This is a genomic window from Geodermatophilus amargosae, from assembly GCF_041028265.1.
In the GTDB taxonomy this organism is placed as follows: domain Bacteria; phylum Actinomycetota; class Actinomycetes; order Mycobacteriales; family Geodermatophilaceae; genus Geodermatophilus; species Geodermatophilus amargosae_A.
Genome location: NZ_JABGCW010000002.1, coordinates 463,331 through 477,527, shown reverse-complemented (window position 1 = coordinate 477,527; position 14,197 = coordinate 463,331). Strand labels below are relative to the sequence as shown.

Annotated in this window: 12 protein-coding genes; 3 read left to right on the top strand and 9 right to left on the bottom strand. The window is 74.3% G+C overall.

The annotated features are described in order from the left end of the window. Positions 1-47 precede the first annotated feature (47 nt). A complete protein-coding gene (locus tag HLV61_RS03210) occupies positions 48-473 on the bottom strand; it encodes a DUF3052 domain-containing protein (RefSeq protein ID WP_369252898.1) in 426 nt (141 codons plus the stop codon). A gap of 317 nt (positions 474-790) precedes the next feature. On the opposite strand from HLV61_RS03210, the gene aceE reads away from it, so the two are divergent. Next, positions 791-3,589, top strand: a complete 2,799-nt coding sequence (gene aceE, locus HLV61_RS03205) for a pyruvate dehydrogenase (acetyl-transferring), homodimeric type (RefSeq protein WP_369252896.1) — start codon at positions 791-793, stop codon at positions 3,587-3,589. Between the two features lie 19 nt (positions 3,590-3,608). Here aceE and HLV61_RS03200 read toward each other — a convergent pair whose 3' ends face one another. The 6 genes from HLV61_RS03200 to HLV61_RS03175 form a co-directional block, all read right to left on the bottom strand. Continuing rightward, positions 3,609-4,547 carry a glycoside hydrolase family 88 protein gene (locus tag HLV61_RS03200; protein WP_369252894.1) on the bottom strand — a complete coding sequence of 313 codons (939 nt, stop codon included), beginning with the start codon at positions 4,545-4,547 and terminating at the stop codon, positions 3,609-3,611. A 26-nt stretch (positions 4,548-4,573) separates the two neighbouring features. Next, positions 4,574-5,974 (bottom strand): GH1 family beta-glucosidase, encoded by a 1,401-nt coding sequence (locus HLV61_RS03195; protein WP_369252892.1) that lies wholly within the window; start codon positions 5,972-5,974, stop codon positions 4,574-4,576. An 83-nt stretch (positions 5,975-6,057) separates the two neighbouring features. Continuing rightward, complete coding sequence (locus tag HLV61_RS03190; RefSeq protein ID WP_369252890.1) at positions 6,058-7,173, bottom strand: ABC transporter ATP-binding protein; 1,116 nt, start codon at positions 7,171-7,173, stop codon at positions 6,058-6,060. A 53-nt stretch (positions 7,174-7,226) separates the two neighbouring features. Beyond that, positions 7,227-8,132 (bottom strand): carbohydrate ABC transporter permease, encoded by a 906-nt coding sequence (locus HLV61_RS03185; RefSeq protein ID WP_369252888.1) that lies wholly within the window; start codon positions 8,130-8,132, stop codon positions 7,227-7,229. Between the two features lie 8 nt (positions 8,133-8,140). Continuing rightward, the gene (locus tag HLV61_RS03180) at positions 8,141-9,121 is read right to left on the bottom strand and encodes a carbohydrate ABC transporter permease (RefSeq protein WP_369252886.1); all 981 of its coding nucleotides are present in this window, start codon (positions 9,119-9,121) and stop codon (positions 8,141-8,143) included. Positions 9,122-9,221: 100 nt separating this feature from the next. Further along, entirely contained in the window at positions 9,222-10,514 is a 1,293-nt protein-coding gene (locus tag HLV61_RS03175; protein WP_369252884.1) for an extracellular solute-binding protein, read from the bottom strand. A gap of 186 nt (positions 10,515-10,700) precedes the next feature. Here HLV61_RS03175 and HLV61_RS03170 point away from each other — a divergent pair, with 186 nt between their 5' ends. Next, complete coding sequence (locus HLV61_RS03170; protein ID WP_369252882.1) at positions 10,701-11,726, top strand: LacI family DNA-binding transcriptional regulator; 1,026 nt, start codon at positions 10,701-10,703, stop codon at positions 11,724-11,726. A gap of 21 nt (positions 11,727-11,747) precedes the next feature. Here the strand turns inward: HLV61_RS03170 and HLV61_RS03165 are convergent, their stop codons facing one another. Together HLV61_RS03165 and HLV61_RS03160 are read right to left on the bottom strand one after the other, a co-directional pair. Beyond that, positions 11,748-12,233 carry a pirin family protein gene (locus HLV61_RS03165; protein ID WP_369252880.1) on the bottom strand — a complete coding sequence of 162 codons (486 nt, stop codon included), beginning with the start codon at positions 12,231-12,233 and terminating at the stop codon, positions 11,748-11,750. Next, on the bottom strand, positions 12,230-12,919 hold the full coding sequence (locus tag HLV61_RS03160; RefSeq protein WP_369252878.1) for a phosphatase PAP2 family protein: 690 nt from the start codon (positions 12,917-12,919) through the stop codon (positions 12,230-12,232). The genes HLV61_RS03165 and HLV61_RS03160 overlap by 4 nt, the downstream gene beginning before the upstream one ends. 45 nt (positions 12,920-12,964) lie before the next feature. Between HLV61_RS03160 and HLV61_RS03155 the strand changes: the two genes are divergently transcribed. Further along, positions 12,965-14,143 carry a PucR family transcriptional regulator gene (locus HLV61_RS03155; RefSeq protein ID WP_369252876.1) on the top strand — a complete coding sequence of 393 codons (1,179 nt, stop codon included), beginning with the start codon at positions 12,965-12,967 and terminating at the stop codon, positions 14,141-14,143. Positions 14,144-14,197 lie beyond the last annotated feature (54 nt).

Here is a 14,197-nt window from a genome sequence, read left to right as displayed (position 1 = left end):
CCCCGATCGTGCCGCACGGGCCCGCCGGTCCGGTCAGCGGGACGGCGTCAGCGGCGGGTGCGGGCCGTCTTCGGGGTGACCAGCCGGATCCCCGACCAGTCCTTGGCCGCGGAGATGCTGCTCGTCTGGGCCAGCCCCGCCGTGGGCGCCGCCTCGGTGACGTCACCGGGCTCGACGTGGCCGGGACGCCCGGACTTGGGCACCAGCAGCCACACGACCCCGTCGTCGGCGAGGGAGGCGATGGCGTCGACGAGCGCGTCGACCAGGTCGCCGTCGTCCTCACGCCACCAGAGGAGGACGACGTCGGCGACCTCGTCGGTGTCCTCGTCGACCATCTCGCTGCCCGAGAGGTCGACGATCGAGTCGCGCAGGTCCTCGTCGGCGTCCTCGTCCCAGCCGAGCTCCTGGACGACCATGCCCTGCTTGATGCCCAGGCGGGCCGCCATGCCGGCGCTGCCCGAGTCGACGCTCATCCCTGCTGTTCCTCCGAGGTGTGGCCGGCCGCCGGCGGTGCGCAGGCAGGCGCGAGGCGCCGAGTGACGGGCGCGTGGGAGTCGTGGGGGCCGACGGCGGACACGACCGGCGGGGAATCCACCCGCTGCCTGGTCATGTCACCCCTCTCGTGCCCGGAAGGCGCTGTCCCGACGGCGTCGGTCCGCGTGGGCAGGAGCGTAGGGCATGCCTGGTCACGCGCAAGCGCTCGTCGCCGACGCGCCCGGGGAGGCCCCGTCCACCGCTGGCCGGGAGGTCTCACGTGACGCGGACCATCCCGGCGCGCGACGATGGACCCATGAGCGCTCCGCAGCAGGGTGGCGACCCCACCCGCGACGCCGGCCGGCCCCGTGCGGTCATCACCGACGGGCTCCCCAGCCAGCTGGTCGACACCGATCCCGACGAGACCCAGGAGTGGGTCGAGTCGCTCGACAGCGTCGTCGAGCACGCAGGCCGCGGGCGGGCCCGCTACCTCATGCTCAAGATGCTGCAGCGCAGCCGTGAGCAGCAGGTCGGCGTCCCGGCCCTCCGCAGCACCGACTACATCAACACGATCCCGCCCGAGCGGGAGCCGTACTTCCCCGGCGACGAGGACACCGAGCGGCGCATCCGCGCCTACATCCGCTGGAACGCCGCGATCATGGTCCACCGGGCGCAGCGGCCCGGCATCGGCGTCGGCGGCCACATCTCCTCCTACGCCTCCTCGGCCTCGCTCTACGAGGTCGGCTTCAACCACTTCTTCCGCGGCAAGGACCACCCCGGCGGCGGGGACCAGATCTGGTTCCAGGGCCACGCCTCCCCCGGCATCTACGCCCGCGCCTTCCTCGAGGGCCGGCTCACCGAGCAGCAGCTCGACGGCTTCCGCCAGGAGGTCAGCCACCCCGGCGGCGGGCTGTCGAGCTACCCCCACCCGCGGCTCATGCCCGACTTCTGGGAGTTCCCCAGCGTCTCCATGGGCCTGGGCCCGATGAACGCGATCTACCAGGCCCGGTTCAACCGGTACCTGCAGGCCCGCGGCGTCAAGGACACCTCCGACCAGCACGTGTGGGCCTTCCTCGGCGACGGCGAGATGGACGAGCCCGAGTCGCTCGGCATGATCGGCCTGGCCGCCCGCGAGGAGCTGGACAACCTCACCTTCGTCGTCAACTGCAACCTGCAGCGGCTCGACGGCCCGGTGCGCGGCAACGGCAAGGTCATCCAGGAGCTCGAGTCGTTCTTCCGCGGCGCCGGCTGGAACGTCGTCAAGGTGATCTGGGGCCGCGAGTGGGACCCGCTGCTGTCCGCCGACCGGGACGGCGCGCTGGTCAACCTGATGAACCAGACGCCCGACGGCGACTACCAGACCTACAAGGCCGAGGACGGCGCGTTCGTCCGCGAGCACTTCTTCGGGCGCGACCCGCGCACCCGCAAGCTCGTGGAGCACATGAGCGACAAGGAGGTCTGGGACCTCTCCCGCGGCGGGCACGACTACCGCAAGGTCTACGCGGCGTTCAAGGCGGCCGTGGAGCACAAGGGCCAGCCGACGGTGATCCTCGCCAAGACCATCAAGGGCTGGACACTGGGCAGCCACTTCGAGGGCCGCAACTCCACCCACCAGATGAAGAAGCTGACCGCGGAGGACCTCGCCGCGTTCCGCGACCGGCTCTACCTGCCCATCCCCGACGAGGCGCTGGACAAGACCCTGCCGCCCTACTACCGGCCCGACGCGGACTCCGACGAGATGCAGTACATGCTCGAGCGGCGCCGGACCCTGGGTGGTGCGGTCCCCCGCCGCCGGGCGGAGTTCAAGACGCTCAAGGCGCCCGACGACAAGGCCTTCGACGTCCTGCGGCGCGGCTCGGGCAAGCAGGAGGTGGCGACGACGATGGCGTTCGTCCGCCTGCTCAAGGAGCTGCTCAAGGACAAGGAGCTCGGGCCGCGGTTCGTGCCCGTCATCCCCGACGAGGCCCGCACCTTCGGGATGGACTCGCTGTTCCCGTCGCAGAAGATCTACAACCCGGCCGGGCAGCGCTACACCTCGGTCGACCGCGAGCTGATGCTGGCCTACAAGGAGTCCGAGCAGGGCCAGATCCTGCACGAGGGCATCAACGAGGCCGGCTCGACGGCGTCGTTCACCGCCGTCGGGACGTCGTACGCCACGCACGGCGAGCCGATGATCCCGATCTACATCTTCTACTCGATGTTCGGGTTCCAGCGGACCGGGGACTCGATCTGGGCCGCCGCCGACCAGATGACCCGCGGGTTCCTGCTCGGTGCCACCGCCGGGCGGACGACGCTCAACGGCGAGGGCCTGCAGCACGAGGACGGGCACTCGCTGCTGCTGGCGCACACCAACCCGGCGGTCGTGTCCTACGACCCGGCCTTCTCCTACGAGGTCGGGCACATCACCCGGGACGCGCTGCTGCGCATGTACGGCGAGGACCCGGGCGCCCCGCTCGGCGGGCACCGCAGCCCCGACGTCATGTACTACCTCACGGTCTACAACGAGCCGTTCCACCAGCCCGCCGAGCCCGAGGGCCTCGACGTGCAGGGGCTGCTGGCCGGCATGTACCCGTACGCGCCGGGCCACGGTGAGGGGCACAGGGCACAGCTGCTGGCCAGCGGCGTCGCGGTGCCGTGGGCGCTGCGGGCGCAGGAGCTGCTGCGCGAGGACTGGGGCGTGTCGGCCGACGTGTGGTCGGTGACGTCGTGGACGGAGCTGCGCCGGCAGGCCGACGCGTGCGAGGAGCACAACCTCCTGCACCCGGAGGACGAGCCGCAGGTGCCGTACGTGACCCAGCGGCTGCAGGACGCCGAGGGGCCGGTCGTGGCCGTGTCGGACTGGATGCGGGCGGTCCCCGACCTCATCGCGCCCTACGTCCCGGGCGGGATGTCGACGCTGGGCACCGACGGGTTCGGCCTGTCCGACACCCGCCCGGCGCTGCGGCGGCACTTCCACGTCGACGCCGAGTCCATCGTCGTCCGGACGCTGGCCTCGCTGGCCGACCGCGGTCAGCTGGACCGCTCGACGGTCCGGGAGGCGGTGGAGAAGTACCGGATCCGCGACGTGCAGGCGGCGCCGCCGGAGGAGCGGTCCGACCCCAGCCCGGCCACCTGACCGAGCGGCGCGGCGCCCCTCAGCGGGGGCGCCGCGCCGCCGCGTCGGCCAGCAGCAGGAGGGCCTGGGCCTCGGGCGAGTGCCCGGGACGGTCGAACCGGGGCGCGGCCGGTGCGCCGGTGACCCTCCCCAGCCCGTCGAGGCTCGCCGCGGCCGTGGCGAGCAGCGACCGCCCGACGCCGGCGTACCGCGTCGGCAGCCAGCCCTCGGCGGCTCCGGCCAGTGCCGCCCAGGACAGCATCGCGGTCCCGGCGGGGTCGGGGCGCGACGCGGCGTCGTCGAGCACGTCGCCGAGGGTCCCGTCGGGCCGCCGGTGCGCCAGGCAGGCGTCGAGCAGCATCCGGGCCTCGTCGGCGAGCACCGCGCCGGAGGCGGCCGGCAGGCGGCCCACCGTCCGCGCCAGGCCGGCGGCCACCCAGCCGTTGCCGGTGCCCCAGGCGCGGGCGTCCGCGGGGCGGCCGGCGTCCTCGTCCCACCGGGCGCACCACAGCCCGTCGGGTCGCCGCAGCCGGGAGCGGTGCCCGTCCAGCTGGGCGAGCGCGGCGTCCGCGTACCCGGCCGCGGCCAGCGGCGGCACGACCATGAAGACGGTGTCGGCCCACACCTCGCGGGGGCCCACCAGGTGGAACAGGGTGCCGTCGGCGGCGCGGGGCGCCGACCGCAGCAGCCAGTTCCGCTGACCCGCGGCGGCGGCCGCCAGGGCCGCGTCGCCCGTGCGGCGCGCCACCAGGTCCACGTACTCGCCGACGACGCCGCCGTTGACGCTGCAGGCGGGGTCGAGCTCGGCCAGCCGGCCGTCGGGCAGCCGGCGCGCGACGGCGTCGTCGACGAGTGCCCGCAGGGCGGAGACCTCGCCGTCGCCGTCGAGGACCGCGGCGGTCAGGCCCTGGTCCCAGGAGTGCCGCTGGCCGACGAGCAGCGCGCGGAGCACCCGCCGGCGGGTCCCGTCGTCGAGCACGGGACCCACCGGCGGGCGGCCGGTCATCAGGCCCGGTCGCGGTGGCGGCGCAGCAGCTCGGCGTAGGCCCGGCCGCTGTCCTTCACGGTGCGCCGCTGGGTGGCGTAGTCCACGTGCACCAGCCCGAAGCGCTGGGCGTACCCGCGGGCCCACTCGAAGTTGTCCAGCAGCGACCAGGCGAAGTAGCCGCGCACGTCGGCGCCGCGGTCCATCGCCGCGGCCATCGCCGCCAGGTGGCGGACCAGGAAGTCGACCCGCTCGGGGTCGTGCACGGCGCCCTCGGCGTCCACCTCGTCGTCCCAGGCCGAGCCGTTCTCCGTGACCACGAGCGGCAGTCCCGGCGCGCGCCCGCCGATCCACAGCAGCAGGTCGGTGAACGCCTGCGGGCTGATGCCCCAGCCCATCGTCGTCGTCGGCCCCACCGGGTCGAGCTCGACGACGTCCCCGCCGCCGATGAACGACGTCGGCGGCTTGCCGGCCGGGCGGGTGCCGGCCCGCACCGTCTGCTCGAAGTAGTAGTTCACGCCCAGCCAGTCCAGCGGCGCGGCGATCGTCTCCAGGTCGCCGTCGAGGACCGGCAGCGGGGCGCCGGCCGCCTCGAGGTCGGCGACGACGTCGGCCGGGTACGCCCCGTTCACGACCGGCTCGAGGAACATCCGGTTCTGCTGGCCGTCGAGGCGGCGGGCCGCGTCGAGGTCGGCGGGGTCCTGGCTGGCCGGGTCCATCGGCGTGAAGTTCAGCGTGACGCCGAGCGAGGAGACGCCGCCCGCCCGCAGCCGGGCCGCGGCCAGGCCGTGGCCGAGCAGCAGGTGGTGGGTGGCGCGGGCGCCGGCGACGGGCTCCTGCAGCCCCGGCGCGTGCGCTCCGGACACGTGCCCGAGCAGCGCGCTGCACATCGGCTCGTTGAGCGTCGACCAGTGCGTCACCCGGTCGCCGAGGGCGTCGACGACGACGGAGGCGTACTCGGCGAAGCGCTCGGCGGTGTCCCGGTCGGCCCAGCCGCCGCGGTCCTGCAGGGCCTGCGGCAGGTCCCAGTGGTAGAGGGTCAGCCAGGGCTGCACGCCGACGGCCAGCAGCTCGTCGACCAGCCGACGGTAGAAGTCCAGGCCCCGCTGCTCGACCCGGCCGCCGCCCTCCGGCAGCACCCGCGGCCAGGAGACGGAGAACCGGTACGCCGAGAGACCGAGGCCGGCCATCAGCGCGACGTCCTCGCGGTAGCGGTGGTAGTGGTCGACGGCGACGTCGCCGGTGTGGCCCTGGAACGTGCGGCCGGGGGTGTGGCTGTAGGTGTCCCAGATCGAGGGGCCGCGGCCGTCCTCGGTGACGGCGCCCTCGATCTGGTAGGCGGCGGTCGCGGCACCGAAGACGAAGCCGGGCGGGAAGGTGAGGCCGGCGAGGGTGTCCTCGCGGATGTCGGTGCTGGTCACGGCAGGGGTACTCCTCAGGGGGAGGGATCAGGGCAGGGGGCAGCGCGGCGGCACCGGGGCCGCCGTCGGGTGGAACGAGTGCTTCAGTCGACGCGCAGCTGCGTGACCGGGTCGAAGACGTGCAGGCAGTCCTCGCGCACCCGCAGGTGCACCGTCTGGCCCACCGCGGCGGCCGTGCGGGGCTCGGTCCGCACCACGACGTCGGCGGTGTGCAGGACGTCGCCGTCGTCGTCGGCGCCGAGGGTGGCGTAGAGGTAGGCGTCCGAGCCGAGCTGCTCGACGACGTTGACCACCACGGGCACGCCTCCGCCGGTCCCACCGTCACCGGGCACGACGATCTCCAGCGACTCGGGGCGGAAGCCGACGGTGACGCGGCCGGTGCCGGCCGAGGCGCGGGCCAGCTTCTCGCGCGGCACCGGCAGCACCGCGCCGGCGAGCCGGATGCCGCCGTCGACGGCGGGTCCGGTGACGACGTTCATCGCCGGCGATCCGATGAAGCCGGCGACGAAGGTGTTGGCCGGCCGCTCGTAGAGGGCGCCGGGGGTGTCGCACTGCTGCAGGACGCCGTCCTTGAGCACCGCCACCCGGTCGCCCATCGTCATCGCCTCGACCTGGTCGTGGGTGACGTAGACGGTGGTGACGGCCAGCCGGCGCTGCAGGGCGGCGATCTGGGTGCGGGTCTGCACGCGCAGCTTCGCGTCGAGGTTGGACAGCGGCTCGTCCATGAGGAAGACCTGCGGGTTGCGCACGATGGCCCGGCCCATGGCCACGCGCTGCCGCTGCCCGCCGGAGAGCGCCTTGGGCCGTCGGCGCAGGTAGTCCTCGAGGTCGAGGATCTTCGCCGCCTCGGCCACCCGGCGGCCGATCTCGTCCTTGGCGACGCCGGCGATCTTGAGCGCGAAGCCCATGTTCTGCTCGACGGTCATGTGCGGGTAGAGCGCGTAGTTCTGGAAGACCATCGCGATGTCGCGGTCCTTGGGCGGGGCGTCGGAGACGTCGCGGTCGCCGATGCGGATGCTGCCGGCGTCGATCTCCTCGAGGCCGGCGAGCATGCGCAGCGAGGTGGACTTGCCGCAGCCGGAGGGGCCGACGAGGACGAGGAACTCGCCGTCGCCGATCTCCAGGTCGAGGGTGTCGACCGCCGGCCGGTCGGCCTTCGGGTAGATGCGGGTCGCGGAGTCGAAGGTGACGGTGGCCATGGTTCAGGCGCCTCTCGGGGTGCGGGACGGGACGGGGGTGGTGGACGGGCGCCTCATCCCTTGACCGCGCCCTGCATGATGCCGCCGACGATCTGCTTGCCGAGGACGACGAAGACGACGAGGACCGGCAGGGTCCCGATGAGCGTCCCGGCCATGATCACCGCGGTGTCGGGGACGTAGCCGCCGCCGAGACCGGCCAGCGCCACCTGCACGGTGGGGTTGTCCGTGGTCAGGGCGATGATCGGCCAGAAGAAGTCGTTCCAGGCGGTGAGGAACGTGAGCATCGCCAGCACCGCCATCGCCGGCCGGGCGACCGGGACGACGACCGACCAGAACGTCCGCAGCGTCGAGGCGCCGTCGACGCGGGCGGCCTCGAGCAGCTCGTCGGGCAGCGCCTGCGACAGGAACTGCCGCATGAAGAAGACCCCGAAGGCGCTGACCAGGGTGGGCAGCACCACGGCCTGCAGGTGGTCGACCCACTGCAGCTCGGCGATGAGGATGAACAGCGGGATGATCGCCAGCTGGGTCGGCACCATCATCGTGCCGATGACGAGGGCGAGCAGTGCCCCGTTGCCGCGGAAGCGCAGCTTGGCGAAGGCGAAGCCGGCCAGGGTGCTGCACAGGACGGTGCCCACGGTGATGCAGCTGGCCACGACGACGGAGTTGACGATGGCCAGGCCGATCGGCGCCTCCTCCATGGCGCGGCCGATGTTGGTGAACAGGTCGGCGTCGGGGAGGAACGGCGGCGGGGTGCCGGCGAGCTCGGCGTTGGTCTTCGACGCCGCGACCGCCGTCCAGTACAGCGGGAAGACCGACACCAGCGCGGTCAGGCCGAGCAGCACGTAGGTCAGCGGCCCGGCGGCGGTCACCTTCCCGCCGCGGCCGCGACGGCGGCGCGGCGGAGCGACGGGGGCGGCCGCGGACACGGTCTCCTCCGGTGCGGAGGCGAGGGTGGTCATGGCGGCTCCTACCGCTCGGCCCGGGCCCGGCGGCGCGCGAGCAGCGCGTAGCCGCCGACGACGACGAGGATGATCAGGAACATGGCCCACGCGGTGGCGGCGGCCTGGCCGAGGTGGAAGTTCGTCCAGCCCTGGTCGTACATGAGCAGGCCGAGGGTCTGGTACTGGTTGGACACCCCGCCGCTGGTCATGCCGTTGCCGCTGAACAGCAGCGGCTCCCCGAACAGCTGCACCGCGCCGATGGTCGAGACCACGATCGTGAACAGGATCGTCGGCTTGAGCGCGGGGATCGTGACGTGCAGGAACTGCTGCCAGCGGCTGGCGCCGTCCAGCGTCGCGGCCTCGTAGAGGTCACCGGGGATGGCCTGCATGGCGGCCAGGTAGATCAGCGCGTTGTAGCCGGTCCAGCGCCAGATGACGATCACCGAGATGGCGAACTGGCTCGTCCAGGTGCCGCTCTCCCAGTCCACCCGGTCGAACCCGACGGCCTCCAGCAGGGTGTTGATCAACCCGTAGTCGTGACCGAAGAGCTGGGCGAAGACCAGCGTGGCCGCGGCGATGCTGGTGGCGTAGGGCATGAGCATCGCGACCCGGTAGAAGGTCCGGCCGCGCAGCTTGTAGTTGAGCAGGTGCGCCAGGCCCAGGGCCATGGCCAGCTGCGGCACCGTGGAGAGGACGCCGATGGTGAGCGTGTTCCTCGCGGCGTTCCAGAAGAACTCGTTCTGCAGCAGGGCGCTGTAGTTCCCCAGCCCGACGAACTCCGCGCCGTCGATGTCGGACAGCCGCACCTCGTGCAGCGAGATCCAGGCGGTGTAGAGGAACGGGTAGAGGCTGAAGCAGGCGAAGAGGACGAAGAACGGGGCGACGTAGGCGTAGCCCCAGCGGTTGCGGGTGAGCCGGCGTCGGCGGCGGACCGGAGGGCCCGGCGGTGGCGCGGGTGGCGGTGCGGCGGCCGCCGCGACCCGGGGGTCGTCGCTGGCGATGGTCATGCGGGGCCTTCCAGGGGGTTCTCGAACGGGGTCCCTCGGACGGGGTGGAACCGGCCGGTGCCCGTGCGGGTGGACGCGCGCGGGCACCGGCCGGGGTCGATCAGCCTCCGACGACCTGGTCGATCTCGTCGAGGGCTGCCTGGAAGGCGTCGTCGGGGCTGGTCCCCTCGGCGACGGTGCTCAGGGCGTTGGTGAACGCCTCCTGGATCTGGGTGTCGTAGGGGCCGATCGGCGTGAACCGCAGCGCCGCCGCCGACTCGCCGAAGATCTGCCCCACCGGCGCCCCGCTGAAGTAGTCACTGGTCGCCGTCGCCACCGCCGGGTCCTCTGCCGCCTGCTGGCTGGAGGGGAAGTGCGCCTCCTCGGTGAACATGCGCACCTGCTGCTCGGGCGCGGTCAGCCACTCGACGAGGGCGATCGCCTCCTCCTGGTGCTCGCTGGACTCGGTCACCCCGAGCCAGGAGCCGCCCCAGTTGCCGGCGCCGCCGGGCAGGGGTGCGACGTCCCAGACGCCCTCGCCCTCGTCACCGGCCTGGCCGGTGATGTAGCCGAGCATCCAGGCCGGGCAGGAGATGGTCGCGAACGCGCCGTTGGCGAACGCGGAGTTCCACTCGTCGCCGAACTGGATCAGGTTGGCCGTCATGCCCTCACCGGCCGCGGCACTGGCGTGCTGCCACGCCGTCGCGACGCCGTCGCTGGACTCGGGGATCGGGTTGCCGTCCTCGTCGTCGTAGGCGGTCTGGCCCTGGTAGACGGCGGCGGAGAAGACGCTGGCCGGACTGTCGAGGAACGCGCTGCCCTCGGGCTTGGTCGGCGAGGCGTCGTACTGCCGGCCCAGCTCGAGGTAGCCGTCCCAGGTGGACCACAGCTGGGCGAGCTGCTCCCGGTCGGTGGGCAGGCCGGCCTGCTCGAACAGGTCGCGGCGGAAGCACATGGCCTCGGGCCCGGCGTCGGTGCCCAGGCCGACCACGCGGCCGTCGGAGGTGGTGGCCCCCTCGACCTTCCAGTCGTAGTAGTGCCCGAGGACCTCGTCGGCGTTGTCGCGGGCGGCGAAGTCGACGAAGGCGTCGGCGTGGTTGGCCGCGACGTCGGCGACGAAGCCGATCTCGATGCCCTGGATGTCGGCGAGGCCGGAGCCCGCGGCCAGGCGGGTCTGCAGCGCCCGGTAGTAGTCGGCCGACCGCTCGACCGACTCCTCCTCGATGCGGATCTCGGGGTGCAGCTCCATGTACTCGTCGTAGAGCCCGGCCTCCTCGAAGCCGAACGTGCCGAAGAGTCCGAGGTCGAGGGTGATCGTGCCGTCGTCGGAGCCGGAGCCCCCACAACCGGCGGCCATCAGGGTCGCGACGAGCGCGGCGCCGAGCGCCACCCTGCGTCTCGGGGGAACGGTCATCGGTCCTCCAGGATCGGTTCCCGAACGGCTCCGCTCGGGCTATGGTGACGGCCGTGAAAGCGCTCTCACGACCGATGGGAGGAGAGTGATGGGCACCACACACCGCTGTCAAGAGGGCACGTCGCAGAAGGCGCCGGAGGCCCGGGCCGTGCACGATGGACCCGCCGCGCGACAGGAGGAGGGCCCGTGACGACGCTCGCCGGACGCGGTTCCTCGCCCACCCTGGACGAGGTGGCCCAGCTCGCCGGGGTGTCCCGCGCGACGGTGTCGCGCGTGGTCAACGGCTCACCGAAGGTGCGCCCGGAGGCCCGCCGCGCCGTCGAGGAGGCCGTCGCCCAGCTGCGCTACGTGCCCAACCCCGCGGCCCGCAGCCTGGTCACCCGGCGGACCGACACGATCGCGCTGGTCCTCTCGGAGTCGAACACCCAGGTCTTCAGCGATCCGTTCTTCGCCCGGGTCGTCCGGGAGCTGTCGGCCGCGCTGGCCGACACCGACCTGAACCTGGTGCTGCTCGCCGCCCGCGGGGAGCGCGAGCAGGAGAAGGTCGCCCGCTACGTCCGCCAGGGGCACGTCGACGGCGTCATCCTCATGTCGCTGCACCGCGAGGACACGCTGCCCGCCGTCCTGGCCGAGGCCCGGGTGCCCCTGGTGCTGTCCGGCCGGCCCCTCGACGGCCACTCGGTCTGCTACGTCGACGCCGACAACACCGGCGGCGCCCGGGACGCCACCGCGCACCTCCTCGGGGGAGGGCGGCGGCGGATCGCCACCATCAGCGGCCCGCAGGACATGATCGCCGGCATCGACCGGCACGCCGGGTACCGCGCGGCGCTCGAGGGCGCCGGGATCGCGCCGGACCCCGCCCTGGTCACGGCGGGGGACTTCACCGAGGCCGGCGGCGCCCGCGCGATGGCCGCGCTGCTGGAGCGGGCGCCGGACCTCGACGCGGTGTTCGCGGCCTCCGACGCGATGGCGGTCGGGGCACTGCGGACACTGCGGGACGCCGGCCGCTCCGTGCCCGGCGACGTCGCCGTGGTGGGTTTCGACGACGCCGCGGCGGCCGCTACGACCGACCCGCCGCTGACCACGGTCGCGCAGCCGCTGGACGAGATGACCCGCCACATGACCGACCTGCTGCTGCGCCAGGTGGAGGGCGACGCCGGGGTGCAGGCACGGGTCTGCCCGACCCGGCTCGTGGTGCGCGCCTCCGCCTGAGGCGACCTGGAGGGCTCCCGGTCACCCGGCCCAGGCGGGGCGGGCGGCGTCGACCCGCCACACGACGGCGACCCCGCCGCCGGGGCGCAGCACGACGCCGGCGGGGACGTCCGGGCCGTCCTCCCCCAGCCAGAGCCGCGCGTCGGGGCGGCCGAGGTCGACCCAGCCGCGCGGGGCGTGCACCACCTCGTGCGCCGGCGCGGCCCCGGCCGCGGCGGGGCGCAGGTAGGACTGCAACACCCGGGCGCCGTCGGGGCCGGCGACCTCGTCGTGCTCGAGCCCGGTGCCGGCCCGCAGCACCCCCACGTCGCCGGCGCCCACCAGTGCGCCCGCCCCCCAGCGGTGCGTGACCGACCCGGCCAGCACCACGGCGACGACGTCGACCGCGCGGTGGGCGTGCACGCCGTAGCCGGCGCCGGGCGGCAGCCGGTCGTCGGTGACCCGCAGCAGCGGTCCGAGCGAGCCGTCGCCCGGCTCGAGCAGCGTGCTGCCCTCGGGGCCGGTCACGGCACGGCGTCCCGCTCCGGCAGCGCGCCGGGCCCGCCGGGGAAGCCGCCGGCTCCCAGGGCCAGCAGCAGCGACCACGCCGTCCCGAGGCTCAACCCGCCGACGACGTCGGACGGGTAGTGCACGCCCAGCCACACACGGGTCAGCCCGACCAGGACGGCCAGCGCGACCCCGGCGGCGACGGCGGCCCGGCGCCCCGGCGGGCCCAGCCGCGGCCAGGCCAGCACGAGCCCGACGACGACGAGCGTGGCGATCCCCGAGGAGTGCCCGCTCGGGAAGCTGAGCCCCTCGTAGACGAGGCCGCCGTTCTCGAACGCCGGGCGGGCGCGGCCGACCAGCTCCTTGATCGCGGTGGTCAGGGGCCCGATCGCGGTGATCGCGACGACCACCCACACCACGGTGCGCCAGGCGCGGCGGCGCACCAGCCAGACGAGCACCGGCAGGAAGACGAGGACGCGGAACCAGGTGACGCCGGGGGTGGTGAGGACCTCCAGCAGGCCGCCGCGCAGGGCCGACCGGTCGTCGCCGGCGTAGAGCCCGCGGCTGACCGCGTCGTCGAGGCGCACCTGCGGGCCGAAGCGGGCGGCCACCCCGGCGCCCAGGACGGTGAGGACGACGACCCCCGCGCCCGCGGCGGCCAGCACCCGGCGGCGCAGCCGGGCACGGGTGGTGGTCGGGGCGCTCACTCCCCCACTCTCCCCGACGCGCCGGACCGTGACACGCTGACCGGTGTGGCCCACCGGGTGATCGACCACCCGCCGACGGCGGCGACGCTGCGGCGGCTCGAGCGCGCGTCCGGCGCCATCGCCACCCGCGCCGTCGCCCGCATGGACGAGGACCTCCCGTGGTTCCGCACCATGCCGGCCGACCAGCGCTCGTGGGTGATGCTCGTGGCCCAGGCCGGCATCGCCTCGCTCGTCGAGTGGTGCCGCGCGCCCGGCCGCCCGCCCCGGCTGACCGGCGAGGTGTTCGGCGCCGCCCCCCGCGACCTGGTCCGCGCCGTGCCGCTCAAGCAGACCGTGGACCTGGTCAAGCTCACCGTCGAGGTGATGGAGGACCACGTCGAGTCGGTGGCCGCGCCCGGCGACGCCGACACGCTGCGCATGGCGGTGCTGCAGTACAGCCGCGAGGTCGCCTTCGCCACCGCGCACGTGTACGCCAGCTTCGCCGAGAACCGCGGCGCCTGGGACGCGCGGCTGGAGGCCCTCGTCGTCGACGCGCTGGTCCGCGGCGAGCGCTCCGAGGAGCTGCCCGGCCGCGCCGCCGCGCTCGGCTGGGCGGGGACCGGCCCGGTGTCGGTGCTGGTCGGGGCCGCGCCCGGTGACGGCGACGCGCACACCGGCGTCCGGCGCGCGGCCCGCTCGCAGCGCTGCGAGGTGCTCGTCGGCGTACACGCCGAGCAGCTGGTGGTCGTCCTGGGCGGCGCCGAGGACGTGCCGACGGCGGCCGAGCGGGTGGCCGAGGAGTTCGGGCCGGGCCCCGTCGTCCTCGGGCCCGTGGTCGACCGGCTCAGCGCGGCCGGCGGGTCGGCGGCCGCCGCGCTGGCGGGCCTCCGGGCCGCGCGCGCCTGGCCCGGCGCCCCGCGTCCGGTGTCCGCCGACGCACTGCTGCCCGAGCGGGCGCTCGACGGCGACCCGCTGGCCCGCGCCGCCCTCACCGCACGGGCGGTGCTGCCGCTGCGCGCCGCCGGCGGCGAGGTGCTGGAGACGGTGCGGGCGGTGCTCACCGCCGGGGGCAACCTGGAGGCCAGCGCGCGGGCGCTGTTCGTGCACCCCAACACGGTGCGGTACCGGCTCAAGCGGGCCGCCGAGCTGACCGGCCTGGTGGTGACCGACCCCCGGGGCGCCTGGACCCTGCAGGTCGCGCTGGCACTGGCCGACCTCGACGGCGACCGCTCCCTCTGGCACTAGGGGACCGAGCGCTCCGTGTGGTCCCCACCACGGAACGGCTCCCCGACGGCCCGT

Excerpts from the sequence above, each read along its gene's own strand:
- HLV61_RS03210 (WP_369252898.1), bottom strand. The coding sequence starts at position 473 with ATGAGCGTCGACTCGGGCAGCGCCGGCATGGCGGCCCGCCTGGGCATC.
- aceE (WP_369252896.1), top strand. The coding sequence starts at position 791 with ATGAGCGCTCCGCAGCAGGGTGGCGACCCCACCCGCGACGCCGGCCGG.
- HLV61_RS03190 (WP_369252890.1), bottom strand. The coding sequence starts at position 7,173 with ATGGCCACCGTCACCTTCGACTCCGCGACCCGCATCTACCCGAAGGCC.
- HLV61_RS03185 (WP_369252888.1), bottom strand. The coding sequence starts at position 8,132 with ATGACCACCCTCGCCTCCGCACCGGAGGAGACCGTGTCCGCGGCCGCC.
- HLV61_RS03180 (WP_369252886.1), bottom strand. The coding sequence starts at position 9,121 with ATGACCATCGCCAGCGACGACCCCCGGGTCGCGGCGGCCGCCGCACCG.
- HLV61_RS03175 (WP_369252884.1), bottom strand. The coding sequence starts at position 10,514 with ATGACCGTTCCCCCGAGACGCAGGGTGGCGCTCGGCGCCGCGCTCGTC.